Here is a 24,687-nt window from a genome sequence, read left to right as displayed (position 1 = left end):
CTTACTGGATGCGCTTGTCGGACTGGGACTGGGGCGTGCCGGCGGCAGCCTGCTCCAGACCGCGGACGATGGCGCGGCGCGCCAGCTCGATTTTGAAGCCGTTGGTCGTCTGCGGCTTGGCCTCGCGCAGGATCAGGTCCGCCGCCGCCTTGAAGGTCTCGCGGGTGGCGGGCTTGCCCTGCAGCAGAGCCTCGGCCTCGGTGTTGCGCCAGGGCTTGTGGGCGACGCCGCCGAGCGCGAGGCGCGCGGTGCGGATGGTCTGGCCGTCGAGTTCGAGCGCGGCGGCGACCGAGACCAGCGCGAAGGCGTAGGAGAGCCGGTCGCGCAGCTTCAGGTAGGTGTGGTGCTTGCCGCCAAAGCCCTTGGCCGGCAGGTCGATGGCGAGGATGATCTCGCCGGGCGCGAGGTTGGTGTCCTTGGCCGGATTGTCGCCCGGCAGGCGGTGGAAGTCGGCGAACGGGATCGCGCGCTCGCCCTGCGGCCCGCTCACCTGAACGGTCGCCTCCAACGCCGCGAGCGCCACGCACATGTCGGAGGGGTGGGTGGCGATGCAATGTTCGCTGGTGCCGAGGATCGCGTGGATGCGATCGACGCCGCCGATGGCCGAGCAGCCGGTGCCGGGCTCGCGCTTGTTGCAGGGCGTGGCCGTATCGTAGAAGTAGTAACAGCGGGTGCGCTGCAGCAGGTTGCCTCCGGTCGAGGCCGCGTTGCGCAGCTGCGCCGAGGCGCCGGCCAGGATCGCATCCGCCAGCAGCGGGTAGCGCTCGCGGATGCGGACATCGTAGGCCAGCGTCGCGTTGGTGACGAGGGCGCCGATGCGCAGGCCGCCGTCGCGCTCCTCGATCGCGCCGAGCGGCAGGCGGGTGATGTCGATGAGCTTGCCCGGCCGCTCGACGTCGTACTTCATCAAGTCGATGAGGTTGGTGCCGCCGGCGATGAAGCGGGCCGCCGGGTCGCTGCCCAGCGCCTGCACCGCCTCCGCCACCGTGCTGGGGCGAACGTAATCGAAGCGGTTCATCGGGCGTCTCCCTGGTGCATGACCACTTCGATGGCATCGACGATGTTGGTGTAGGCGCCGCAGCGGCAGATGTTGCCGCTCATCGCCTCACGGATCTCGTCGCGCGTCTTGGCGTGGCCTTCGTTCATCAGGCCGACCGAGGAGCAGAGCTGGCCCGGCGTGCAGTAGCCGCACTGGAACGCGTCGTGCTCGACGAAGGCTTCCTGGATCGGGTGAAGGCTGTTCTTGCCCTCGCGCTGGGCGAGGCCGGCGAGTCCCTCGACGGTGGTGATCTCGGCGCCGTCCTTCATCACCGCGAGCGTGAGGCAGGAATTGATGCGGGTGCCGTTCACGAGAACGGTGCAGGCGCCGCACTGGCCGTGGTCGCAGCCCTTCTTGGTGCCGGTCAGATCGAGGCGCTCGCGCAGGAGGTCGAGCAGCGTGGTCCAGGGCGCCACCTGAAGCGCGCGCCGCTCGCCGTTGATGGTGAGCGTGATGCCGATTGTCCCGACGGCGCCGGGCGAACCGCTATCGATAAGCATGGTGACATCCGTGATGAGGCGCAGGCCCGCATGGACGAAACGCGGCACCGTGGGTGTCGCGAGGGGCCGGACGGAGTGCGCGTCTTGAAAGGGCGTAGGCTCGGGGGCCCGCGCCGGGTCGTGTCGATAACCATTCCAAGGTGGCCCTGTTCCGTTGATCCCTGTGGAACGGGCGGCGCCGCGCGATTACGGACCGGCGAGGCTTGGACGTGCGCTTCCCGGTCGGCCGGGGTTCCGCGGGGCGAGAAGCTCGGCTAACGCTTGCCCCGCACGCCGACTTCGAGGAGCCGCCATGGCCGATGCACTCGACCCCGTCCTCAACGACATCGACCGCGATCTGGACAACAGCCTGGAGCGGCTGTTCGCGTGGCTGCGCATTCCCTCGATCTCGACGGATTCCGCCTATGCCGGCCATTGCCGCGAGGCGGCGCGGTGGCTCGAAGGAAACCTGACGGCGCTCGGCTTCGAGACCAGCGTCGAGGAAACCTCGCTGCATCCCGTCGTGCTGGCGCACCGCCCGAAGCCGGGGGCGCCGCACGTGCTGTTCTACGGCCATTACGACGTGCAGCCGGTCGATCCGCTGAACCTGTGGCGGACCTCGCCGTTCGAGCCGCGCATTGAGGAGGCCGACGGCAGCAAGCGCATCGTCGCCCGCGGTGCGTCCGACGACAAGGGTCAGGTCATGACCTTCGTCGAGGCCTGCCGGGCGCACCTCGCCATGAACGGCGACCTGCCCGTCGGCGTCACCATCCTGATCGAGGGCGCCGAGGAGAACGGCTCGCAGGGGTTGCCCGAATGGGTCGAGGCCAACCGCGCGCGGCTGAAGGCCGACGTGGTGCTCGTCTGCGACACCGGCATGTGGGATCGGCAGACGCCGCAGATCACCACCTCGCTGCGCGGGCTCGCCTATTACGAAGTGAAGGTGACCTGCGCCGACCGCGACCTTCATTCCGGCTTCTTCGGCGGCGCCGCAGCCAACCCGATCCACGTCCTGTCCCGGATCATCGCCGACCTGCACGACGCAGAGGGCCGCGTGACCCTGCCGGGCTTCTACGACGGCGTGCGCGAGCCGCCGCCCGAATTGCTGGAGCAGTGGCGTGGCCTCGGCCTTACCGCGGAAAAGTTTCTCGGCCCCATCGGCCTGAAGGAGCCGGCCGGCGAGCGCGGGCGCCTGCCGATCGAGCTGATCCAGTCGCGGCCGGCCTGCGACGTGAACGGCATCATCGGCGGCTATACCGGCGAGGGAACGAAGACCGTCATCGCCTCCCAGGCCTCCGCGAAAGTCTCGTTCCGCCTCGTGGACGGCCAGGACCCGGAGCAGCTCTCGAAGACCTTCGAGGCGTTCGTGCGCGAACGCATCCCTGCCGACTGCTCGGTCGAGGTGGTCTGCTACAAGGGCTCGCGGGCGGTGGCCTTACCCTACGACATGCCGCAGCTCGCCGCGGCCCAGGCCGCGCTCTCGGCCGAGTGGGGCCGCGCGGCGGTGGCGGTGGGGGCCGGCGGCTCGATCCCGATCGTCGGCGATTTCAAGCGCATCCTCGGCCTCGACACCCTGCTGATCGGCTTCGGCCTCGACGACGACCGCATCCACTCGCCCAACGAGAAGTACGAGCTGACGAGCTTCCACAAGGGCACGCGCTCTTGGGCGCGGATCCTCTCGGCGCTGGCGCAGGCCTAAGCGGCGCGGCGGCGATGCGAATGGATCTTCCAGGCCACATTCCTCATCCTGAGGTGCCCGTGTCAGCGGGCCTCGAAGGATCCTCCAGGGATCGCGCGGGATCTGGACGATCCTTCGAGGCCGCTGCGCGGCACCTCAGGATGAGGCTGTGGGTAGGAGGCCCGACGAACGCCCCGGCAGATGGCGTGACGGCATGAGCGCCACTGCGGTTGTGCGGCCGACGGGGGACGGGACTGTATCCGTACCTGGGCAACTCGTGGAGGCCGCGCCCGGCGCCTGCGTGCTGCGCTTTCCCCTGCCGCCGTCGCTGCCGATTCCACTGCATGTCGCGGCGCCGGAGACGGTGCGACTGGTGACCTGGGTCTTTTCCGGCCTCGAAGCGGGTGCGCCGGACGGTCCCGTCTGCCTGCTGGCGCTCGAGGTGGAGGGTGCTGCGTTGCGCGAGAGCGTCACCCTCGCCACGCATTTCCGCGACCTCGTGGTGCGGCCCGAGCCGGCCGCGAACGATGTTCTGTCCTCGGACGAGCAGACCCTGCTCGCGAGGGCGCTGCTCTCGTCGGGTACGGCCGGGCTCGCGCCGCTCGGACGCCTGTTCGGCCTCGTCGAGGCGGCGGTCGCCGCTCTGCCGGTCGCCGAGGATGCGCCGGACCTCGCCGCCGGGGATCACGGCTGGTCGCTGGGCGGCACCGCGATCCCGCACGGCCTGCTGTTTCGCGCGCCTGCGGGCTGGGGCTGTGCGCGGGTTGCAGAGGCACGGCTGCGCTTTGGCCGGCACCCGCGCCAGCAACTCGCGCTCGAACCCGTCTGGGGCGCGGCACCCGAGGGTCTGCCCGAGCGCTCCTTCGCGCTCCACGCCCACGGCTTCACGGCGCTGACGATAGGGGCCTCGTGATGCCGCCCGACCGCGCGGACAAGCCCGCGATCCTCGTGCTCGCACCGATGCCGGCCGCGCCCGTGAGCGCCGGAAACCGGCGCCGGTTGGCGGCCACCTGCGAGGCGCTGACCCGCGGCGGCTTCGCCATCGATCTCGCCTATTACGCCCACGAGGATCAGATCTACCGCCGCTTCGGCCAGCACCCGCCGACCGATCTCCTGGAAATGGAGCGGACGTTCCGGAACGTCTTCCTGATCGAGGCGCGGACCGTGATCCCGCTCAAGACGCGCTCCACCGCGTTCGGGATCGACGAATGGTGCCCGGACGAGGTCGGTGACTTCGTCGCGTGGTACTGTTCCGCCTACCCCGAGACCGGCGCGGTGCTGGTGAACTACGTCTTCCTGTCGCGCGCCCTGGAGCGGGTACCGCCGGGGGTGCTCCGGCTCATCGACACCCACGACCGCTTCGCCGGCCGCCAGACCCAGTACCGCCCGTTCCGCGCCGAGCCGAACTTCTTCTATACCGATGCGGCCGGCGAAGCGGCGGGGCTGTCGCGGGCCGATGTCGTGCTGGCGATCCAGGCGGCGGAAGCCGGCTATTTCGCCGGTTTGACCGACAGCCGTGTCCTGCTGCTGCCGCCGCATTTCCCGGCTCAGACGCCGTTCGCCGTGCCGGAGCGGGTCGCCCGCATCGGCTTTCTCGGCCACGGCAACGACCCGAACCTGTTCTCCATCGGCCGCTTCATCCGCGCGTGGCACGACGGCTGGACCCCGGATCGGCCCGAACTCGTCATCGCCGGCGAAATCTGCCGCAGCCTGCCCGGCGTCGAGGGACCGGGCGTGCGGCTGCTCGGCTATCTCGACCGGCTTGAGGATTTCTACGCGCAGGCCGACCTCGTCGTGGCGCCGATGCTGATGGGCTCCGGGCTCAAGATGAAGGTCGGCGAGGCGCTCTCCTTCGGCCGGCCGGTGATCGGGACCGAGATCGGTCTCGAAGGCTTCGAGCCGGTGGAGCCGGCCCATCGCTGCCGCGACGCGGAGGCGGTGAAGATGGCGGTGCTGGCGGTGGCCGCCGACGCTGAGGCCCTGGCGCGGCTGACGCGGGCGAGCGAGGCGCTGTTCACGCGCTACGCCGCAACGGCGCTGGCGGCCGAGGTGGAGCTGATCGAGTTGCTAAGAGCGCATGGAGGTGACCGTACGTCCCCCTCTCCCCGCAGGCGGGGAGAGGGTCGTGACGACCACGTCGTCGGCGCGACGAGCGGTAGCGAGGGTGAGGGGGCGGATCAGCTCGAGACTCCTTCGTCGACGCTCCCTCACCATCGCTTGCCGGCTCGCTCTGCGGATGGCGAGGTCGGCAGAGCCCTCTCCCCGCGTGCGGGGAGAGGAAAGGCCAATCCGGATGCGGGGTCGATCGTCATCCAGGGCGGCGGTCTCGTCCTGACTTGCGAAACCTCCGCCCGCTCCCGGCCCGCCGCCGACCCCGATCTCGGCGTGCTGGTCGCCACGGAGCGGCGACCCGGGCATGGTACGGCTTCGGTCTACACGCCGCGGCGTCAGCGCTGGTTCGCCCGTGCGGAGGTGTCCGCCGACGGCGCGGCGCCCGATCTTGGCGCGCTCGATGTCGCCCTGTCGCCCGAATGGGTGCGCGAACGAAAACTGCCGCCCGCAACCCGCGCGGCGCTGGCCCGCGCCTTCGCCCGGATTCAGGCGGATTGGGAGACGGAGGGCCGGATCGTCGGCTGCGCAGGGGATCGCCTTGAGATCGAAACCCTGCTGCCCGGCGTGCTCGTCCACGGCACCCATCCGGCCGCCGCCTTCCTGGTGGTGGGGGAGGGCGCTTCCGAATGGCGCCTGGAGCGGGTCACGCCGCTCCATCGGCGCAAGATCGACGGCTATGCCGACCTCACCGGACGCCTGCCCGCGCCGCTACCCGTGAGCCTGTCCTTCCGCGCGGCGGTCATGCCCCCGTCGAGCGGGTGCCTCCTGTTCCTCACCGATGACGGGATCGGCCGGATCATTCTGCCGGAGGGCGTGGCTTAGCCCATGAGCGAAACCCCCGCCGTCCCCTTGCTCGACACCGTCGATCCCGGCACAGGCCGCCGCGCGGCGCTGGCCGAGGCCGCGCTGATGGTCGAGGCGATCCAGCGCAACGGCGTGCGCCTCGCCTTCGCGCCGCAGCCCGATCCGGACGTCTCCATCGTCATCGTCGCCCGCGATGCCCGCCACCTCCTGGCGCTCACCCTCTATCGCCTCTGCGCGAGCCAGGCGCTCGCGGGCGTGACCTTCGAGGTCGTGCTGGTCGACAACGCCTCCGCGCCGGAGACCCGCGCCCTCTACCCGCATCTCGACGGGGTGACGCTGATCGAGAACGCCACCAACACCGGCTTCGGGCCCGCCTGCAACGCGGGCGCGGCAAGGGCGCGGGGGCGCTTCATCCTGTTCCTCAACCCGGATGTCGATCTCCTGCCCGGCGCGCTGGCGGCGATGGTCGCGACCTTCCGCGATCATGAGGGCGCCGGCATCGTCGGCGCCCGCCTCGTCTTCCCCGGCGGCATGTTGCAGGAATCCGGCGCGGGCTTTCGCGACGACGCACAACTCACCCATCCCCACGGACGCGGCAACGCCGACCCCTTCGCCCCCGAACACGCCGCGACCCGCGATGTCGGCTACGTCTCGGGCGCCGTGCTGATGATCGAGCGGGCCCTGTTCGAGGCGCTCGGCGGTTTCGATCCGCTCTTCGCCCCGGCCTATTTCGAGGACACCGATCTCTGCCTGCGCTGCCATCAGGCCGGGCGGCGGGTGATCGTGCAGCCGCGCGCCACGGCGATCCACTACGAGAACGCCACCAGCGCCCGCCGCGAGGATGTGGAGGCGCTGCTCGACCGCAACCGCGCCCGCTTCCTCGACCGGCACCGGCAGAGCCTGTTCGCGCAGGGGCCGCAGCCGCGGGGGACCGGCCTTCTCGACCACGATCCCTGGCGCCTGCGGGTGCTCTACGTCGATGATCGGGTGCCGCATCTCGATCTCGGCGCCGGCCTGCCGCGGGCCAACGCCATCCTCAACGCCATGGCGGATCTCGGCTACGCGGTGACGTTCTTCCCGAACTACGAGGCGGATGCGGAGGAGGCGCGGCGCTACCGCGACCTCGATGAGCGCATCGAGATTTCTTACGCCAACGGCGACGAGGGGTTCGCCCGCCTGATCGCCGAGCGGCGCGACCATTACGACGTGCTCTGGGTCAGCCGGCCGCACAACATCCTGTTCGTCACGCAGGCGCTGCACGCCGCCGGGCTCGACCCGCGCAGCTTCGTGCGCTCGAAGGTGATCTTCGATTCCGAGGCCCTGTTCGCCCTGCGCGACTTCGTGACGGAGGCCGCGACCGCGGGCAGCGCGGTGGCCGCCGATCTGGCGTGGCAGGCGGAGCGCGAGACGCGCCTGTTCGGGCTTGCCGACGCGGTGGTCTGCGTCTCGCCCGCAGAGGCGCGGGTGCTCGCCCGCTACAGCGCCTGCAACGCCACCGTGCTCGGCCACGCCCTGACCCGGCCCGAAGCGCCGACGCCGGGCTTTGCCGGGCGCGCGGGCTTCGTCTTCGTCGGCGCGCTCGCCCGCGAGGGGCAGCCCAATGTCGATTCCCTCGACTGGTTTCTTGCGAGCGTCTGGCCGCTCGTGCGGGCGCGGTTGCCGGCAGCGCACCTCACCGTCGTGGGTGGGATCGCGCCGGAGATCCGGGACCGCTACGCGCGCGAGCCGGGTGTGCAGGTCACCGGCCGGGTGCCGCAGACCGAGCCCTATCTCGATGCTGCCCGCGTGTTCCTGGCGCCGACGCGCTTCGCCGCCGGCATTCCGCACAAGGTCCACGAGGCGGTGGCGCGCGGCCTGCCCTGCGTCGTCACGCCGATCCTCGCCGATCAAGTCGGCTGGGCGGACGGCGCCGGCGTCCTCGTACGCGACTGGCGCGACCCAATACCCTTTGCCGAGGCGCTGGTGGCGCTCCACGAGGACGCCGCCCTGTGGGGGGCGGTTCGGGAGGAGGGGAGCCGGCACATCGCCGAGGATTGCGACGCCGAGGCCTTCGCCGCCGCGATCCGGGCTTTGTGCGAGGCGCAGGTCGTCGCATGAGCGCATCCCCCGTCGCCCGCCTCGTCGGCCTTGCCAGCGGGCTCCTGCGCCGCGTCGTGATCGGCCGCGTCCCGAAGCTGTTCGATGCCGCCTATTACCGCGAGCGTAATCCGGGCGTGGCGCGCAGCGGCCTCGACCCGTTCCTGCACTACGCGTGGTTCGGCGCCCGCCGGGACCGCAATCCGAACGCGGATTTCGACACCGCCTTCTACCGCCGACAGAGCGGCCGGACCCGGCTCGACCCCCTGCGCCACTACGGGCAGGTCGGCGCGGCGCAGGGTCTCGACCCGAGCCCCGGCTTCAGCACCAGCCTCTATCTCGCCCGCTATCCCGACGTGGTCGCGGCGGGGATCAACCCGCTCCTGCACTTCCGCACCGACGGCCGGGCGGAAGGGCGCGAGGCGGCGCCCTCGCCGATCGAGCCCGACCGCCTGCGGGCGCTCGACGGCGTGGCGGAGGATCACAGCCTCACCCTGCCGGAGGCCGAGGGCGGACGCTTCGCCCTGACGCTTCTGCGCGAGAGCCCGCTCGACCGCGCGGCGGATTTCGCGCCGCGCTTCTGCCTCCAGCTCTGCGTCGACGGCGTCGAGTACGACGCCCTGCTCGACGCGTTCCGCGCCTTCGAGGCGGGCGCGCAGGCCTCCCTCACCCTGGAGATCGACACGGGCGCCGGCCCGCATCCGCCGATGCCGACGCAGCTCCTCGCGTTCGAGCGCTGCTTCGTCTCCCGCTCCGGCGACGGCCGGATGCTGCATCTGCGCTACGCCGAGTTGCGCGCTTGGGACCTGCGCCTCAAGCGGCCCGGCGTGGCGGCCGTGTTCCCCGGCGGCCATTTCTCGGCGCGGCTGCTGGCGAAAGGAGAGGGGTGGCCGACGGCCTGATCCCCCGCCCGGGCCTTGGGCGAAACCGAGGCGGCGGCGGGCGGCCGGTGCAGGTGGACAAGGCGGAGGCCACGCGGATCGAGGAGAGGATCCGGGCGCCAGAGCCGTATCCGACCTGACCGCATCAAGCCGGCGTCTCGAGGTTCTCGTTTCGACGCGCATTCTCATCGCCGAACCGGTGTCCACTTCGTCGGAAAGCGCTCTGTGAGAGCCGCACGACGCCGAGCCCGTGCCGCGCGGCTTCAGCCTCAGACGGCCCGCTCCGAGAAGATCGCCTTCTTGACGATGGCGTGGACGCCCCAGTTGCCGTCGACCACCTGGGTGATGCCGAAATCGACCGCCACCGACATCAGCGAGATCGCCTCGTCCTCGGTCAGTCCCTTCGCCCGCATCAGGAACTGACGCATCTTGCGGAAGGCGTCGCGCATGGCGAGGTCGAGGGAGGATTTCTGGAAGATCGCGTTCTGCGCGTCCGGGCCGAGATCCTTCAGGTAGTTCGGGTAGCTGAAGCCCGAGAGCACCCAATCGTCTGCGGTTTCGATCATCGGGAAGTCGAGGGCCTCCAGCGAAGTGCCGGCGAGATCCGCCTTTTTATGCAGGATGAACTGGAAGGTGCCGGTGAGCGAGCACTCGATCGCCGTGCCGCAGAGTTCGGAATCGCCCTGGCTCGCATGGGGATCGCCCACCGAGAACAGGGCGCCGGGCACGGCGACGGGGTAATACATCGTCGCGCCCTTGCCGATGCGCCAGTTATCGATGTTGCCGCCGGTGTAGCTCGGCGGAATCGAGTTCACCATCTCCGCCTCGGACGGGGCGAGGCCCATCGTGCCGAAATGCGGGCGGATCGGCACGCGGATGCCCTTCAGCACGTCGAAGCTGCGCTTGGTCTTGGTGTGATCGACCGGAAGGCCGGGATAGTCGATCGTCGGATGCTCGCGGCCGTCCGGATCGGTCACGCCCGGCCAGGGGAAGCTGTAGACGGCCTTGGCCCAGTCGCGCTCGCCGGTCGCATCGACTTCGTAGATGGTGAGAACCTCGCGCTTCTTGGCCCCCAGCATGTCGTTGTAGTGGTAGCCCCACCACGCCGCCGCGTTGCTGCCGAAGGTCCGGCCCTTGAATTTCGGGTTGGCCGAGGGGCGCGGCTCCACGTCGAGGATACGCACCTCCAGCACGTCGCCGGGCTCCGCGCCGCGGACCGCAACCGGGCCGGTGCAGATATGGACGCCGAGACCGCCGCCGGGACCGAGCTTGGAATCCTCCGGTCCGGCGCCGCGGCGCGCGACGCCCTTCTTCTCCTTGGTCCAGAGAAACACGCTCTCGACGCCGGGATCGCCCGTCACCATCCGCTCGGCGTCGTCGTTGGCGTGGTGGGTCAGGGTCTCGATGGTGACGAAGTCGCCCGACTCGATCTCGACCTGGGGTTTGAGAGTCTTCGAGAAGTAGCCCCAGTGGATGGTCTCGGCATGGGCCGGCAGGTGATAGTGAGCGGTCTGCTTCAGCCGGCGCGCGCTGCTCTGCGCCAGGGCCGGGCTCACCAGGGAAAGGCCGCCCGCCGCCAGGGCCGCGGCGCCTCCGGTGGCGACGAAGCTGCTCTTCAGGAAGGCCCGCCGCTCCGGCTCCATGTCGCGCCGGTAGCGCAGCCGATGTTCGGCGAAGGCGGCACAGGTCGGATCGTCACCAAGACACATTGCAGACTCCGGACGCGTTCAACGCCCGGAACTGAATGCAAAATCACAGCCAAGCTCGGGGCCCATCCTCGCGTAAAGGAGGGGGCCCCGAGGCTCGCTGCGTTACTCCGAGAGCGGCCCGACGCCGGGTTCTGCCTCGGGCGCCGTCTCCACCGGCGCCATGGCCTGCGCCTCCACCACCGCTGCGGCGGTGACGTTGACGATGCCGCGGGCGGTGACCGAAGGCGTGAGGATATGCGCCGGCTTGGCCGGGCCGATCAGCAGCGGCCCGACCGGCAGGGCGTCGGCGAGCACCTTGGCGAACTGGAAGGCGATGTTGGCGGCATCCAGATTCGGGAAGACGAGGATGTTGGCCGCGCCCTTCCAGTTCGAGCTCGGCAGCACCCGGTCGCGCACGAGTTCCGACAGGGCCGAATCCGCCTGCATCTCGCCGTCGGCCTGAAGATCGGGCGCGCGCGTCTGGATCAGTTCGAGCGCGCGCCGCATCTTCTTCGCGGAGGCGGAGTCCGACTGGCCGAAATCGGAGTGGCTCAGGAGCGCGATCTTCGGCGTCAAACCGAAGCGACCGACATGGTTCGCGCAGGCGATGGCGACATCGGCGATCTCCTCCGCGCTCGGATCCTGGCGGACATGGGTGTCGGCGAGGAAGAAGGCGCCCTTCTTCGTCACGATCAGGCTCATGCCGGCAAAGTCGATCGAGTCGGGCGAGAGCCCGATGATGTCGCGGATCACCCTCAGCCGCGTCTCGAACCGGCCTTCCAGGCCGCAGATCAGCGCGTCCGCTTCGCCGCGGCGTACCGCCAGCGCTGCGATGACCGTGGAGTTGGTGCGCACCAGCGTGCGGGCGAGATCGGGGGTGATGCCGCGCCGCCCCGCGACCTCGAGATAGGTCGAGACGTAGGCGCGGTAGCGCGGATCGTCCTCGGGATCGATCAGGTCGAAATGTTCGCCCTGCTTGAGGTCGAGGCCGAAGCGCTTGATGCGGGTCTCGATCACCCGCGGGCGACCGACCAGGATCGGCCGGGCCACCTTGTCCTCGACCACGGCCTGTGCGGCGCGCAGCACGCGCTCGTCCTCGCCCTCGGCGTAGATGACGCGTTTCGGGTCGCTCTTCGCCTTGGAGAAGAGCGGCTTCATGATGAAGCCGGAGCGGTGCACGAAGCGATCGAGCGATTCCGCGTAGGCGTCGATATTCTCCACCGGCCGGCCGGCGACGCCCGAATCCATCGCTGCCTTGGCCACCGCGGGGGCGATGCGCACGATCAGGCGCGGATCGAACGGGCTCGGGATCAGCGAACGCGGCCCGAACGGCCGGGCCTCGCCGCCATAGGCGCGGGCGACCACGTCGGACGGCGTCTCGCGGGCGAGCGCCGCGATCGCCTTCACCGCCGCCTTCTTCATCTCCTCGTTGATCTTGTGCGCGCCGACATCGAGCGCGCCGCGGAAGATGTAGGGGAAGCAGAGGACGTTGTTGACCTGATTGGGGAAGTCCGAGCGCCCGGTGCAGATCATGGCGTCGGGCCGCGCCTGCTCGGCCAAGTCCGGCATGATCTCGGGATAGGGGTTGGCGAGGGCCATGATGAGCGGCTTCTCGGCCATCTTTTCGAGATATTCGGGCTTGAGCACGCCGCCGGCCGAGAGGCCGATGAACACGTCGGCGCCGGGGATCACCTCGGCGAGCGTCCGCGCCTCGGTCTCCTGCGCGTAGACGTCCTTCCAGCGGTCCATCAGCTCGGCGCGGCCCTTGTAGACCACGCCCTTGATGTCGGTGACGGTGATGTTCTCACGCGTCGCACCCAGTGAGACCAGCAGGTTGAGACAGGCCAGAGCCGCCGCGCCGGCACCCGAGGTGACGATCTTGGCATCCGAGAGCCGCTTGCCCGCGAGTTCGAGGGCGTTGAGAACCGCGGCTGCGACGATGATCGCCGTGCCGTGCTGGTCGTCGTGGAAGACCGGGATGTTCATCCGCTCCCGGCACCGCTCCTCGACCTCGAAGCATTCCGGCGCCTTGATGTCCTCGAGGTTGATGCCGCCGAAGGTCGGCTCCAGGGAGCAGACCACGTCCACCAGCTTGTCGACGTCCTTCTGGTCCACCTCGATGTCGAAGACGTCGATGCCGGCGAACTTCTTGAACAAGACCGCCTTGCCCTCCATCACCGGCTTGGAGGCCAGCGGGCCGATATCGCCGAGGCCGAGCACGGCCGTGCCGTTCGAGAGCACGGCGACGAGGTTCTGGCGGATGGTGAGGGTGGCGGCTTCCTGCGGGTCGTCGTAGATCGCCATGCAGGCGGCGGCCACGCCGGGAGAGTAGGCGAGCGCCAGATCGCGCTGGTTGCCGAGCGGCTTGGTGGCCTGGATCTCGAGCTTTCCAGGTTTCGGCAGTCGATGGTAGACGAGCGCCCCGGACTTCAGATCCTCGGACATATTGTCGGCCATGGCGATGCCGTCCTCTTCCGCTCGTTTTTGCGCGCCCGCACCCTCTTCTTGCGGGGGGCACTGTTGAGGCATCTGTTGCAACGGCTGAGGCGGGGGCGCAACCCGCACAACGAGACCCGGCTGCATCTGGAAAAGCTGGCCCGGCGCTGGAATTTCACAATTGGCGCATACTCTTACGGCCGACCGAAGGTGCGCTTCCCCGAATCCGGCCAGCGGCTGACGATCGGCCGGTATTGTTCCATCGCGGATCGGGTTGAGATCCTGCTCGGCGGCGACCACCGGCTCGACTGGGTTTCGACCTATCCGTTCGCCGCGATGACCGGCCTGTGGCCGGGGGCAGACGCACCTCAGGATTATCATTCCTCGCGCGGCAACGTGATCATCGGCCACGACGTCTGGCTCGGATCGGGCTGCATGATTCTGTCGGGCATCACCGTCGGGCATGGCGCGGTGGTGGCGGCGCACGCCGTCGTCACGCGGGATGTGCCGCCCTACGCGGTCGTCGCCGGCAACCCGGCGCGGATCGTGCGCCGCCGGTTCGACGAGGCGACGACGGCCGCACTCGTCGAGGCGGCGTGGTGGGACTTCCCGCATGAGACGGTGATGCGGTGGATCCCGCTCCTGCAGAGCGGACGGGTGGCGGAGCTGATCGACGCGTCGCGGGCCGAGCGTGCCGTTGCGGGCGCGCCGCGATTGCCGTAACCGGCCGGCACGACTTCCAGGAACGCACGACCCATGTCCGAAACCCCTCCCGATCGCCTCTCGGTCAATCCGAACAGCCCCTATTACGACGAGGCGGTCCTCGCCCGGGGCGTCGGCATTCGCTTCAAGGGTGCCGAGAAGACCAATGTCGAGGAATACTGCGTCAGCGAGGGCTGGGTGCGGCTCTCGGCCGGCAAGGCGCTCGACCGGGCCGGCAATCCGATGACGGTGAAGCTCAAGGGCACGGTCGAGCCGTATTTCCGCGAGGAGCCGGCCGAGGCCTGATTCGGCGGATCGATCGGGGTCGAGAGGGAACGGTGCGGAGGCGCCGACGGGCCGTTGCCGCCCTCCTCGGCCTCGCGCCCCTGCCGGTGATCGCTTCGCGGCGCGGGCCGAGACGGACCGGCTGACGCCCCTCTGCACCGCGGGCGAGGGCGAGCTGACGATCAGCGTGCGGCTCGGCCGCCAATCCGATGGGCAAACCGACGGGACGGAGGAACGCGTGCGATCCGTGAGCCGATCCCCCAGTCCCTCGGCCAGCGGATCGTCGGTCCCTGAAACGAAAGAACCCCGCCGGAGCGGGGTTCGTTGGCGAGGTCCGGTGGATGGGGCTCAGACCGCCATGCGGTCTTCACCCTCGACCGGCTCGCGCAGCACGTAGCCACGGCCCCACACGGTCTCGATGTAGTTCTTGCCCGCAGAGGCGTTCGCCAGCTTCTTGCGCAGCTTGCAGATGAACACGTCGATGATCTTCAGCTCCGGCTCGTCCATGCCGCCGTAGAGATGGTTGAGGAACATCTCCTTGGTGAGCGTGGTGCCCTTCCGCAAGCTGAGGAGTTCCAGCATCTGGTACTCCTTGCCGGTGAGGTGAACCCGCGAGCCCGAGACCTCGACGGTCTTCTGATCGAGATTCACGATCAGGTCGCCGGTGGTGATGACCGACTGAGCGTGGCCCTTCGAGCGGCGGACGATGGCGTGGATGCGCGCCACCAGTTCGTCCTTGTGGAAGGGCTTGGTGAGGTAGTCGTCGGCGCCGAAGCCGAGGCCCTTCACCTTGTCCTCGATGCCGGCCATGCCGGACAGGATCAGGATCGGGGTCTTCACCTTGGCGACGCGCAACGAGCGCAGCACCTCGTAGCCCGACATGTCGGGCAAGTTCAGATCGAGAAGGATGATGTCGTAATCGTAGAGTTTGCCGAGATCGACACCCTCTTCGCCAAGGTCAGTTGTGTAGGTGTTGAAGTTCTCGGACTTGAGCATCAATTCGATGCTCTGCGCCGTGGCGCTGTCGTCCTCGATCAGAAGTACGCGCATCGTGATCCCCACCGGACAGGCCGTTTCGGGGCGCTTGAGACAAGCCGCCGCCGGTCGTCCGCCGATGGCCACGGCGGACGCTCCCTCATTCCCACTTTCGAAACGCTATTCCTTAACCGTTAACAAAACCCGAATCCCGCTTGCAAGCACTGTCTCTTTCGAGTCCGGCAGCGATTCTCCCGATCGTTGGCGATCTGCTCCCCAACACCGTGCGCTCTCCCGAAACCGGGGATGAGCCTCCCCTGCTAACTCCTTCTGTTGTCTCAGGTTGGCTTCTCTGTTGCGGAAAGGTGACGGTGACGATTCGTCGTCGTTCCCGTTCCCGCGAGCGTCGGCCTCGCCATCCGGATGGAGGCCTAGGAGCCTTGGCGAGCGGTCCGGCGGTGTTAAGACATCGGCCGGTTCGGTGGCGGGACGCGGTTAACGGGGTCGGGGCACATGACGCAGGAGCGCGGCTCCGGGGGGCTGGCGGCGGCACTCGCCGCGCTCTCGACCGTCGAGACCCTGGAGACCTTCGGCCGGGTGACGGCGATCCGCGGCCTTCTGGTCGAGGTGGCCGGGCCGGTTTCCGCGATGCGGCTCGGCGGCCGGATCGACGTGATGGTGGAGGGCGCCGGGGTCGCGGCCTCGACGGTGCCGTGCGAGGTGATCGGCTTTGCCGGCGACCGGGCGCTCGCCATGCCGTTCGGCTCGCTGGAGGGGGTGCGCCGCGGCTGTCCGGCCCTGGTGCGCGACGAGGCGGCGGGCGCGATCCGCCCCTCCGCCGCTTGGCTCGGGCGCACCGTCGACGCCCTCGGGCGCCCGATCGACGGCCTCGGCCCCCTCGCGCAGGGGCCCGCGATCTATCCCCTGCGGGCCGACCCGCCCCCTGCGCACGGGCGAAGGCGCGTCGGGCCGCCGCTCGATCTCGGGGTTCGCTGCATCAACACCTTTCTCACCATGTGCCGCGGGCAGCGCATGGGCATCTTCGCCGGCTCCGGCGTCGGCAAGTCGGTGCTGCTCTCGATGCTGGCCCGCTACACCGCTGCCGACGTGGCGGTGATCGGCCTCGTCGGCGAGCGCGGTCGCGAGGTTCAGGAGTTTCTCCAGGACGACCTCGGCGCGGCGGGGCTCGCCCGCTCGGTCGTGGTGGTGGCGACCTCTGACGAGCCGGTGCTGATGCGCCGCAACGCCGCCTACGTGACCCTGGCGGTGGCCGAGTACTTTCGCGACCAGGGCGCGCAGGTCCTGTGCATGATCGATTCGATCACCCGCTTCGCCATGGCCCAGCGCGACATCGGGCTGGCCGGCGGCGAGCCGCCGACCGCCAAGGGCTACACGCCCACCGTCTTCTCCGAATTGCCGCGCCTTCTCGAGCGGGCCGGGCCGGGCGTGGGGGAGGGGGCGATCTCCGGCCTGTTCACCGTGCTGGTGGAGGGCGACGACCACAACGAGCCGGTGGCGGATGCGGTGCGCGGCATTCTCGACGGGCACATCGTCATGGAGCGGCGCATTGCCGAACAGGGGCGCTACCCGGCGATCAACGTCCTGCGCTCGGTCTCGCGCACCATGCCGCGGGCCTGCGACCCGGCCCATCTCCCCACCGTCCGTCGTGCGCGAAAGGTGCTGGCGACCTATGCCGACATGGAGGAGCTGATCCGGCTCGGGGCCTACCGCGCCGGCTCGTCGCCGGAGGTGGATGAAGCGGTCGCTCTCATGCCCGATCTGACGGCTTTTCTGGGGCAGGGTAAGGAAGAAGCAACCTCCATCAGCGAGGGTTATGACCGGTTGGCCGCCATTGTCGGCGGTGCGTGAGGCGGCTTCGGGAAGCGCGTCGGGATAACGGTCCATGTGGATCGCCCGCGCCGATCGGGTCGCGTCCCGGCGTAGCGTGGAGTGGATGGCCCGACATGAAATCGCGTGACACGCTGATCCGGTTGCGTCGGTTCCAGGTGGATGAGAAGCGCCGCAGGGTGGCGCAGATCGAGATGATGATGGCCGACTTCAACCGCATGGCGGCCGAACTCGACCGGGAAGTCTCGCAGGAGGAGGCCCGTGCCGGGATCTCCGATCCGGCCCATTTCGCCTACCCGACTTATGCCCGCGCCGCGACCGGCCGCCGGGACAACATGCGCCAGTCGGCCGCCGCCCTTGAAGGGCAGCTTGCCGAGGCCAAGGCCGAACTGGGCGAGGCGTTCGAGGAACTCAAGAAGGTCGAGATCCTGGAGGATCGCGAGCGCTCCGCCGAACGTGCGGCCGAAGCCGCCCGTGAGCAGGCCGAGATGGACGCGATCGGACTTCGGGCTCGGGCCTGACCGGCGAGATCCTCAAGCGCATTCCGACGAAGTGTGCCGGTTCGTCGAAGGAAGGCGCGTCAACAAGGACCGAGAGGCGCCGGCCTGATGCCATCAGGTCGGAGGCGGCTGTCGGCAGGATGGCCGGGCGCGTCCACGGTTCCCCGCCATCACCCCGGAGGATCCGCATGCCTCGATCCTGCCGGGCGGGCCCGAATGACAGCCGATGCCGGCCTGTCGGCCCCGGGGAGGAACCGCGAAAAGGAAACGAAGTTTTTACCTATGTCGTCGGCAGCGAACCGCATTCTGGCGCGCTCCGCTCTTGCATAGGTGCGACATGCTGCAGTCTGGAACCAAGGTCCTGCTCGCGGCCTGTATCGCCGGCTTCATCCCCTCCGCCGCCCTTGCGCAGCGCGTCATCGCGCTGGATGGAAGCGGGTCTCAGACGATCGCGTGGAATCTGGGGGACGCCCCATCCGTTGCGACGGCGCGAAACGCCGTCACGACGGACGGCATCGCCGATCGGGTCGATACCCTCGGTCCGACATCCGCATCGCCGGCCGTGGTCGCGCAGAACCTCGTCACTCCGAACGGGGCGGCGCCCGTTCCGAATGTGAATGACTGCACCTTCATTCGAGACCCGATCGCCCTGCGCGATTGTATCAACCTCTACGAGGGACAGCGTTTGGGACCGGGGCCTCGGGCCAGCGCGCGTCGCCCGAGCCTGATCACGGACGAGGAGCTGCTCGACGCGGCAGGTCCGATCCCGGGATCGATCAAGGGTCGGTCCTCGGGTCGCCGCGAACGGGTGAGCCCTCCGCCTTCGAGAGGCTCCAACGCGGCCTATATCGATCAGGTCACGCCGTCGCGGTAGGGCAGGGGGCCAGCCCGATCCGCACGGCTTCCCGCCGAGCCGTGCTTTCCTGCCAGATCGATCGCTGCGTTCATCGAGGGGCCATTCCCGACCGCTCGAGCCGCACTGAATGCGATGCTCGCCAGACCCGCCGAATCGGCCAGGGCCGCATCGTTCGGCATGAAAGCGTCATGATCTGACGGCAAGAGCCGGCCCCATCGAGACGGTCGCCCAGTCCCGCTTGCGATGCGCGCGGTCGTGGCGCAGGAGAGACCGCTCCCGAGAGAGGCGGCGGACATCCATGAAAAAAGTCAGTGAAGTCTTCTGGGGCCTGATCGGCCTCGCCGCGGTGGCGGTGTCCTGCTACCTGCTCTGGGGCCAGTTGAAGACCCTGTCCTGGGCGAGCATCGAGGCGGCGTTTGCCGCCATCCCGCTCCACCACTTCCTGCTGGCCGCCCTCTCCACCCTCATCGCCTACGCTGCGCTCGCTTGGTACGACCGGATCGCGCTGCTGCATCTGGGCGTGCGCCACATCTCGTGGCGGTTCGTCTCGCTGTGCTCGTTCACGACCTACGCCCTCTCGCACAATATCGGCGCCTCGGTCTTCTCCGGCGCCCTGGTGCGCTACCGGGCCTACACCTCGAAGGGACTTTCGGCGGCGCAGGTCGCGGTGCTGGTGGCCCTGTGCTCCTTCACCTTCGGACTCGGCACGATCCTGCTCGGCGGCTTCGTTCTGGTCTACGATCCGAACCTTCTCGCGCGGCTCGACAACCTGCTGCCGGCGGTGCTGACCAATCCCGCGACCTCGCGGTTGGTCGGCTTCGGCCTACTCGGTTTCGTCGCGCTCTACGTCCTCGGCTCGGTGCTGCGCTTCCGCCCGCTGACGATCCGCAACTTCAAGATCGAGTATCCGCGGCCCGGGATCATGGTGCGCCAGCTCATCGCGGCGCCGCTGGAGCTGCTGGGTGCCGCCGGCATCATCTACTTCGCCCTGCCGGATGCCCTGAACCCCGGCTTCATCCCGGTGCTCGGCATCTTCCTCGCTTCGTTCTCCGTCGCGCTCGCCTCCCACGCGCCGGGCGGCCTCGGCGTGTTCGAACTCGTGTTCTTCACTGCCATGCAGCTTCAGACCGATGCCGAGAAGGCGCCGGTTCTCGCCGCGGTGCTGATCTTCCGCCTGTTCTACCTGATCATCCCCTTTGCCGTGGCCATCGTCGTGGTGCTGCTGTTCGAGCGCTCCCGCCTCACGAACGCGCTGGGCAAAGACGGCAAGGCCGCGCCGGAGCCGCCGCTCGTCGCGCCCGGCCTCGACAATCACGTGATCGAGCGGCGGCTCGAGAAGAAGGCGGTCTGATCCACCATCCGCGAGGCCCTTGCCGGCGGCCGCTCGCTCGAGCGCGCCGCCGGTTGCGTTTCGGGTCACGAGTTTCGAATTGCACGTCGATTTCGTCGCAGTGACGGCGGGATCAGCGATCCTTACCTCACACCGCTTCCGTGGATGAATGGGACGCGCAGGGTTGCGAGCCCTTCAGGAACGGTTAAGCTTCGACGGAATGGGGAGCCGCTCTGGCTCCTGGATGGACATCATGGCTTCGATCAAAATTCGGGTCGCCGAGGACGGCACCTGTTCGATCTGCCGGGACGGCACGATCATCAGCAAAGGGCTCACCCGTTCGCAGGCGGACCAAATGGTCGCCGTCCTGCGTGCGATCGAGGGACACGCCTGAGCGGCATCCGACTCAAGCGCCGGGCCGTTTCCCGCCTCCCGGCGACGCCGGCTCTCCAACAGAACAACGCGGGCAGATCGCAGAGCCGAGCCGACCTTTTGAGGTGGGCTCGGCTCTTTTGCCTCCGGCTGTCGGCGATCGCCTCAGGCCTCAGGCCGCGCGCACCGTGGCCAGAAAGCGTCGGACTTCGGCCCGCAGGTGATCGGATTGCTGAGACAGCTCCGTGGCGGCACCGAGCACGTGGGCGGCGGCCGTCCCGGTCTGCTCCGAGGCGCGGGCGACGCCGGAGATGTTGTGCGTCACCTCGCTCGTCCCGGTCGCGGCCTGGGCGACGTTGCGGACGATCTCCTGGGTCGCCGCGCTCTGCTCCTCGACCGCCGCCGCGATCGAGGTGGAGACGCTGCTGATCTCGCGGATGCGGGTGGCGATGTCGCCGATCGCTCCGACCGCCGTGCCGGTCGAGCGTTGGATGCGGGCGATCTGCTCCGAGATGTCCGTGGTCGCCCGCGCCGTCTGGCTCGCGAGCTCCTTCACCTCCGCCGCCACCACGGCGAAGCCGCGGCCCGCCTCGCCCGCGCGCGCGGCCTCGATCGTCGCGTTGAGCGCCAGAAGGTTGGTCTGGCCGGCGATGTCGGAGATCATCGCCACGACGTCGCCGATGCGGGCGGCGGCCTCGCTGAGGTCCTGCACCAGCTTGCCCGTCTGCCCCGCCTCGTCCACCGCGGTGCGGGAGAGGGCGGCCGACCCGTCCACCTGCCGGCCGATCTCCTGGACGGAGCTGCCCAGTTCCTCGGCGGCGGCGGCCACGGTGTTGACGTTCGTGGTCGCCTCCTCGGCGGCGGCAGCGACGGCGGTCGACTGGCTGGCGGTCTGGTTCGCGGTGCCGGCGAGGCCCTGCGCGGTCGATTGCAGTTGCGTGGCGGCGCCGCCGATGGTGGTGACGATGCCGGTGATCGTGCCCTCGAAGTCCTGGATCAGGCCGTTGAGCCGCTCGGCCCGCTGCATCTTGAGCGTCTGATCGGCCTCCTGCGCCCCCTGCAGCTGTTCGCGCTCGATGGCGTTGTCGCGGAAGACCGCCACGGCGCGGGCCATCGCCCCGACCTCGTCGTTGCGCTTGGCCTCCGGCAGGGCGATGTCGGTGCGGCCCTCGGCGAGCCGGCCCATCGTCGCCTGCAGCGCGCTCATCGGCCGGACGATCGAGCGGATGATCGCCCAGGAGGCGACGCCGAGAACGAGCAGGATGCCCAGCGCCACGAACCCGAGGCGCTCGATCTGCTCCCACAGGGTCGCCTTCAGGTCGTCGATATGGACGCCGGTGCCGATATAGACCCCCCAGGGGGCGTAGAACCGGAACACGCCGAGCTTCGGCGTCGCCGCCGCATCGGGCGTCCGCTTCCAGGTGTAGACGACCGAGGCCACCCCATCGCGCACGGCGCGCGGCAGCACGTCGGCGATGAAGGCGTAGCCGGTTGTGTCCTTGAGGTCGCGGAAGCTCTGGCCGATGAACTTCGGCGTGGCGTGGGCGACCACGACGACGTCGCGGTCGTAGACGAAGAAGTAGCCGTCCTTGCCGTGCCGCATCGACGTGACGGCGGCATAGGCGGTGGACCGGGCCGCGGCCTCCGTCATCTCGCCCTTCTCGACGCTCTGGCGGTAGTGATCGATCAGGTTGACGGCCGATTCCGTCATCAGGCTGAGACGGTTGACGCGCTGCCCGTACATCGCCTCGTACTGGTAGGTGAGCGCCACGGCGCCGATCGCCACGAGGCTCAAAGCCGCTAGGGCCACCAGAGCATAGAGCTTTCTCGGGATATCGAACCGGAACATCAGCAAACCCCCGAACGCCCCCAGGTTCAACAATCTTATCGTGGGGCAACGTTGCGTTGATAAATGTCCATCGTTAATGATCCTCAAAGTCCGCGCCAGCCGGATTGCGTTCTCGCGGCCGCCTTCGACCTGGGCAGGCCATCGATCAGTATCCGGCTTTACCCCCCAGGGGAGGACAACGTCGTCTTGCGGATCGACGCACGATCCGGCGCGTCTTCCCCGGCATCACCACCGTTATCGGCTGGCCGTCACCGCAGGGCGAGCCGGGGCGTCCCATGGGAGATCTGACCGGAAGGGCTTCACTTCGGATCGTTTCGCTTTCCCTCACGACGACGGGGTGAAGCCGCAAGGTCTCGGGCGGAAGCCGCCGCACACACATCTGGTCGACGGTTTCGCTCCTCGTCCCGGTCCCTCATCGCTAGCCGAGGCAAAAGCGATCTCCCGCGCAACCTCTCCGGACAGGGCCGTGATCCGGTCGCCTTCTGGCGATGACGACGGCCTCCGGCTCGATCCGAACGGATCGAACCGCATCACACCGATCCGACCGTCCGTAGCCGCGCGCGGGAATGGATCTCCGCCTGGCTCATCACCGGGGTTTCGCGGCGGAAGCGCTCGATGATCGAGCGGACGAACGGCCGGGCCTGGACCGAGGTGACCAGCACCGGCATCTCGCCCATGCGCGCCGCCTGCTCGAAGCGGTCGCGCACCGTGTTGACGAACTCCGTCAGCCGGGAGGGCTGCATCGCGAGGTAGCGCTCCTCGCGCTCGCCGACGATCGATTCGAGGAAGGCCTGCTCCCAGGCGGGCGACAGGGTGATGATCGGCAGCGTCCCGTCCGGGCCCTGATACTGCGCGCAGATCTGGCGGCCGAGGCGGGCGCGGACATGCTCGACGATGTCGCGCGGGTTCTTCACGTGGCCGGCGACCTCGGCGATGCCCTCGACGATGGAGCCGAGGTCGCGCACCGAGACCCGCTCGGTCAGCAGCAGCTGCAGCACGCGCTGGATGCCGGTGGTGGCGATCTGCGAGGGCACCACCTCCTTGAGCAGTTCCGTGTGCTCCTTGGGCAATTCGCGCAGCAGCTTCTGCACCTCGACGTGGTTCAGGAGTTCCGAGACGTGGGCCTTGATCAGTTCGGTCAGGTGCGTCGAGATCACGGTGGCCGCATCGACCACGGTGTAGCCCTTGAGCTGGGCCTGATCGCGTAAGCCGGCATCGACCCAGGTTGCGGGCAGGCCGAAGGTCGGCTCCAGCAGGTGTTGGCCGGGCAGCTGCACCTGACCGCCCATCGGGTCCATCGCCATGAACTGTCCGGGGAAGACCTGTCCCGTGCCGGCCTCGATTTCCTTCACCCGCACCACGTAGGTGTTGGCCTCCAGGCTCACGTTGTCGAGGATGCGCACCGAGGGCATGACGATTCCGAGCTCCGCCGCGAGTTGGCGGCGCAGGGCCTTGATCTGGTCGGTGAGCCGATCCTGGCCCTCGCCGTTGACGAGGGCGAGGAGCGCGTAGCCCATCTCTAGTTTTAGGTCGTCGAGCTTCAGCAGGTCGGTGACGGTCTCCTCGGCCGGCGCCCCGCCGGGGGCTGCGGCGCCGGGCGTGCCCTCCGCCGCCGCGGGCGGGGTCTCGCGCTGCGTCTTGGCGATGCGCCACGCCGCGTAGCCGGAGGCGCCGCCGAGCGCGAGGAAGGGCAGCATCGGCATGCCGGGCAGGAGCGCGATCAGGATCATGACGCCCGCCGACATGCCGAGGGCTTTCGGATAGTTCGCCATCTGCTTGCCGAGCGCCTTGTCGGCCGAGCCTTTCACGCCGGCCTTCGAGACGAGGATGCCGGCCGCGGTCGAGACGATCAGCGCCGGCACCTGGGAGGCCAGCCCGTCGCCGATGGTGAGCAGCGTGTAGGTCTTGGCCGCCTCGGCGAAGCCGAGTCCGTTCTGGGCGACGCCGATGATGATGCCGCCGACCACGTTGATGCCGGTGATGAGGAGTGCGGCCACCGCGTCGCCGCGCACGAACTTCGAGGCACCGTCCATGGCGCCGAAGAACGAGGATTCCTCCTCCAGAGCCGAGCGGCGGGCTTTGGCCACCTTCTCGTCGATCAGCCCGGCCGAGAGGTCGGCGTCGATGGCCATCTGCTTGCCGGGCATGGCGTCGAGGGTGAAGCGCGCCGCCACCTCGGCGATGCGGCCCGAGCCCTTGGTGATGACGACGAAGTTCACGATGATCAGGATCGCGAAGACGATGATCCCGATCACGAAGTTGCCGCCCATCACGAAGTGCCCGAAGGCTTCGATGACGTGACCCGCCGCCGCCGTGCCCTCGTGGCCGTGGCCGAGGATCAGCCGGGTCGAGGCGAGGTTGAGCGCGAGCCGCAGCAAGGTCGCGACCAGCAGCAGCGTCGGGAAGACCGTGAACTCGAGCGGGTTGTCGATGAACAGCCCGGTCATCATGATCAGCACAGAGAGGATGATCGAGACCGCGAGCAAGAGGTCGAGCAGGAAGGCCGGCAGCGGGAAGATCAGCACCGTGAGGATGCCCATCACCGCCGTGGCGAAGAACAGGTCCGAGCGCTTCGAGAGCGCCTGGAAGTTCGCCCGGCTCGGCATACGCAGGGACGACAGGCCGCCGAGCCCGCCTGTTCCCGCTGGAACGGCCCTGGCCGTCTCGCTCATCGCGCCGAATCCCCGAAGACGAATCGCGCGGGCCCACCCGCAGGACCGCACCCGGCAGGATTTGCCGGGTGCAGGGTTAGCGATGCGTTAACGCCGGCCCCGACA

General features: G+C 69.0%; 19 protein-coding genes. 12 read left to right on the top strand and 7 right to left on the bottom strand.

Translation table 11 applies throughout. The features are described 5' to 3' along the window. Window position 1 precedes the first annotated feature (1 nt). Together Y590_RS02935 and Y590_RS02930 are read right to left on the bottom strand one after the other, a co-directional pair. Window positions 2–1,018, bottom strand: coding sequence for an FAD binding domain-containing protein (locus Y590_RS02935; RefSeq protein WP_060768568.1), 1,017 nt, complete (start codon window positions 1,016–1,018; stop codon window positions 2–4). Next, window positions 1,015–1,539 (bottom strand): (2Fe-2S)-binding protein, encoded by a 525-nt coding sequence (locus tag Y590_RS02930; RefSeq protein WP_060772127.1) that lies wholly within the window; start codon window positions 1,537–1,539, stop codon window positions 1,015–1,017. Before Y590_RS02930 ends, Y590_RS02935 begins: the two co-directional genes overlap by 4 nt. A 292-nt stretch (window positions 1,540–1,831) precedes the next feature. Here Y590_RS02930 and Y590_RS02925 point away from each other — a divergent pair, with 292 nt between their 5' ends. The 5 genes from Y590_RS02925 to Y590_RS02905 all read left to right on the top strand — a co-directional run bounded on the left by Y590_RS02925 (window position 1,832) and on the right by Y590_RS02905 (window position 9,090). After that, on the top strand, window positions 1,832–3,217 hold the full coding sequence (locus Y590_RS02925; protein ID WP_060768567.1) for a M20/M25/M40 family metallo-hydrolase: 1,386 nt from the start codon (window positions 1,832–1,834) through the stop codon (window positions 3,215–3,217). A 193-nt stretch (window positions 3,218–3,410) separates the two neighbouring features. After that, a complete protein-coding gene (locus tag Y590_RS02920; RefSeq protein ID WP_060768566.1) occupies window positions 3,411–4,109 on the top strand; it encodes a hypothetical protein in 699 nt (232 codons plus the stop codon). Continuing rightward, window positions 4,109–6,130: a glycosyltransferase gene (locus tag Y590_RS02915; RefSeq protein ID WP_060768565.1), complete on the top strand. Its 2,022-nt coding sequence runs from the start codon at window positions 4,109–4,111 to the stop codon at window positions 6,128–6,130. Before Y590_RS02920 ends, Y590_RS02915 begins: the two co-directional genes overlap by 1 nt. A gap of 3 nt (window positions 6,131–6,133) precedes the next feature. Next, on the top strand, window positions 6,134–8,209 hold the full coding sequence (locus Y590_RS02910) for a glycosyltransferase (protein WP_060768564.1): 2,076 nt from the start codon (window positions 6,134–6,136) through the stop codon (window positions 8,207–8,209). Further along, window positions 8,206–9,090 (top strand): hypothetical protein, encoded by an 885-nt coding sequence (locus Y590_RS02905; protein ID WP_060768563.1) that lies wholly within the window; start codon window positions 8,206–8,208, stop codon window positions 9,088–9,090. The genes Y590_RS02910 and Y590_RS02905 overlap by 4 nt, the downstream gene beginning before the upstream one ends. 248 nt (window positions 9,091–9,338) lie before the next feature. On the opposite strand, the gene Y590_RS02900 is transcribed toward Y590_RS02905, so the two are convergent. After that, window positions 9,339–10,778, bottom strand: coding sequence for an acetamidase/formamidase family protein (locus tag Y590_RS02900; protein ID WP_060768562.1), 1,440 nt, complete (start codon window positions 10,776–10,778; stop codon window positions 9,339–9,341). Window positions 10,779–10,880: 102 nt separating this feature from the next. Beyond that, window positions 10,881–13,214 carry an NADP-dependent malic enzyme gene (locus Y590_RS02895; RefSeq protein ID WP_060768561.1) on the bottom strand — a complete coding sequence of 778 codons (2,334 nt, stop codon included), beginning with the start codon at window positions 13,212–13,214 and terminating at the stop codon, window positions 10,881–10,883. 75 nt (window positions 13,215–13,289) lie between these two features. Between Y590_RS02895 and Y590_RS02890 the strand changes: the two genes are divergently transcribed. Both Y590_RS02890 and Y590_RS02885 read left to right on the top strand, forming a co-directional pair. Continuing rightward, window positions 13,290–13,916, top strand: coding sequence for a CatB-related O-acetyltransferase (locus Y590_RS02890; RefSeq protein WP_060768560.1), 627 nt, complete (start codon window positions 13,290–13,292; stop codon window positions 13,914–13,916). A gap of 33 nt (window positions 13,917–13,949) precedes the next feature. After that, window positions 13,950–14,201, top strand: a complete 252-nt coding sequence (locus Y590_RS02885) for a DUF3297 family protein (RefSeq protein ID WP_060768559.1) — start codon at window positions 13,950–13,952, stop codon at window positions 14,199–14,201. A gap of 327 nt (window positions 14,202–14,528) precedes the next feature. Here the strand turns inward: Y590_RS02885 and ctrA are convergent, their stop codons facing one another. Then, window positions 14,529–15,230 (bottom strand): response regulator transcription factor CtrA, encoded by a 702-nt coding sequence (gene ctrA / locus Y590_RS02880; protein WP_003599593.1) that lies wholly within the window; start codon window positions 15,228–15,230, stop codon window positions 14,529–14,531. 438 nt (window positions 15,231–15,668) lie between these two features. Here ctrA and fliI point away from each other — a divergent pair, with 438 nt between their 5' ends. The 5 genes from fliI to Y590_RS26780 all read left to right on the top strand — a co-directional run bounded on the left by fliI (window position 15,669) and on the right by Y590_RS26780 (window position 20,083). Further along, window positions 15,669–17,024 (top strand): flagellar protein export ATPase FliI, encoded by a 1,356-nt coding sequence (gene fliI / locus Y590_RS02875; RefSeq protein ID WP_060768558.1) that lies wholly within the window; start codon window positions 15,669–15,671, stop codon window positions 17,022–17,024. Between the two features lie 95 nt (window positions 17,025–17,119). Next, window positions 17,120–17,524 carry a flagellar export protein FliJ gene (fliJ, locus tag Y590_RS02870; RefSeq protein WP_003599595.1) on the top strand — a complete coding sequence of 135 codons (405 nt, stop codon included), beginning with the start codon at window positions 17,120–17,122 and terminating at the stop codon, window positions 17,522–17,524. Window positions 17,525–17,840: 316 nt separating this feature from the next. Next, window positions 17,841–18,377, top strand: a complete 537-nt coding sequence (locus Y590_RS02865; RefSeq protein WP_060768557.1) for a hypothetical protein — start codon at window positions 17,841–17,843, stop codon at window positions 18,375–18,377. A gap of 280 nt (window positions 18,378–18,657) precedes the next feature. After that, window positions 18,658–19,710 carry a lysylphosphatidylglycerol synthase domain-containing protein gene (locus Y590_RS02855; RefSeq protein WP_060768555.1) on the top strand — a complete coding sequence of 351 codons (1,053 nt, stop codon included), beginning with the start codon at window positions 18,658–18,660 and terminating at the stop codon, window positions 19,708–19,710. A gap of 223 nt (window positions 19,711–19,933) precedes the next feature. Next, entirely contained in the window at window positions 19,934–20,083 is a 150-nt protein-coding gene (locus tag Y590_RS26780) for a hypothetical protein (RefSeq protein WP_158509724.1), read from the top strand. Window positions 20,084–20,233: 150 nt separating this feature from the next. Here the strand turns inward: Y590_RS26780 and Y590_RS02850 are convergent, their stop codons facing one another. Together Y590_RS02850 and flhA are read right to left on the bottom strand one after the other, a co-directional pair. Then, window positions 20,234–21,910, bottom strand: coding sequence for a methyl-accepting chemotaxis protein (locus tag Y590_RS02850; protein ID WP_060772126.1), 1,677 nt, complete (start codon window positions 21,908–21,910; stop codon window positions 20,234–20,236). A gap of 530 nt (window positions 21,911–22,440) precedes the next feature. Next, on the bottom strand, window positions 22,441–24,582 hold the full coding sequence (flhA, locus tag Y590_RS02845; protein WP_060768554.1) for a flagellar biosynthesis protein FlhA: 2,142 nt from the start codon (window positions 24,580–24,582) through the stop codon (window positions 22,441–22,443). Between the last annotated feature and the right edge of the window lie 105 nt (window positions 24,583–24,687).

Source organism: Methylobacterium sp. AMS5 (genome assembly GCF_001542815.1).
Classification (GTDB): Bacteria; Pseudomonadota; Alphaproteobacteria; order Rhizobiales; family Beijerinckiaceae; genus Methylobacterium.
This window is presented reverse-complemented; position numbering and strand designations above follow the sequence as displayed.

Excerpts from the sequence above, each read along its gene's own strand:
- Y590_RS02935 (WP_060768568.1), bottom strand. The coding sequence starts at position 1,018 with ATGAACCGCTTCGATTACGTTCGCCCCAGCACGGTGGCGGAGGCGGTG.
- Y590_RS02930 (WP_060772127.1), bottom strand. The coding sequence starts at position 1,539 with ATGCTTATCGATAGCGGTTCGCCCGGCGCCGTCGGGACAATCGGCATC.
- Y590_RS02925 (WP_060768567.1), top strand. The coding sequence starts at position 1,832 with ATGGCCGATGCACTCGACCCCGTCCTCAACGACATCGACCGCGATCTG.
- Y590_RS02920 (WP_060768566.1), top strand. The coding sequence starts at position 3,411 with ATGAGCGCCACTGCGGTTGTGCGGCCGACGGGGGACGGGACTGTATCC.
- Y590_RS02915 (WP_060768565.1), top strand. The coding sequence starts at position 4,109 with ATGCCGCCCGACCGCGCGGACAAGCCCGCGATCCTCGTGCTCGCACCG.
- Y590_RS02910 (WP_060768564.1), top strand. The coding sequence starts at position 6,134 with ATGAGCGAAACCCCCGCCGTCCCCTTGCTCGACACCGTCGATCCCGGC.
- Y590_RS02905 (WP_060768563.1), top strand. The coding sequence starts at position 8,206 with ATGAGCGCATCCCCCGTCGCCCGCCTCGTCGGCCTTGCCAGCGGGCTC.
- Y590_RS02900 (WP_060768562.1), bottom strand. The coding sequence starts at position 10,778 with ATGTGTCTTGGTGACGATCCGACCTGTGCCGCCTTCGCCGAACATCGG.
- Y590_RS02895 (WP_060768561.1), bottom strand. The coding sequence starts at position 13,214 with ATGGCCGACAATATGTCCGAGGATCTGAAGTCCGGGGCGCTCGTCTAC.
- Y590_RS02885 (WP_060768559.1), top strand. The coding sequence starts at position 13,950 with ATGTCCGAAACCCCTCCCGATCGCCTCTCGGTCAATCCGAACAGCCCC.
- ctrA (WP_003599593.1), bottom strand. The coding sequence starts at position 15,230 with ATGCGCGTACTTCTGATCGAGGACGACAGCGCCACGGCGCAGAGCATC.
- fliI (WP_060768558.1), top strand. The coding sequence starts at position 15,669 with ATGACGCAGGAGCGCGGCTCCGGGGGGCTGGCGGCGGCACTCGCCGCG.
- fliJ (WP_003599595.1), top strand. The coding sequence starts at position 17,120 with ATGAAATCGCGTGACACGCTGATCCGGTTGCGTCGGTTCCAGGTGGAT.
- Y590_RS02865 (WP_060768557.1), top strand. The coding sequence starts at position 17,841 with ATGCTGCAGTCTGGAACCAAGGTCCTGCTCGCGGCCTGTATCGCCGGC.
- Y590_RS02855 (WP_060768555.1), top strand. The coding sequence starts at position 18,658 with ATGAAAAAAGTCAGTGAAGTCTTCTGGGGCCTGATCGGCCTCGCCGCG.
- Y590_RS26780 (WP_158509724.1), top strand. The coding sequence starts at position 19,934 with ATGGACATCATGGCTTCGATCAAAATTCGGGTCGCCGAGGACGGCACC.
- Y590_RS02850 (WP_060772126.1), bottom strand. The coding sequence starts at position 21,910 with ATGTTCCGGTTCGATATCCCGAGAAAGCTCTATGCTCTGGTGGCCCTA.
- flhA (WP_060768554.1), bottom strand. The coding sequence starts at position 24,582 with ATGAGCGAGACGGCCAGGGCCGTTCCAGCGGGAACAGGCGGGCTCGGC.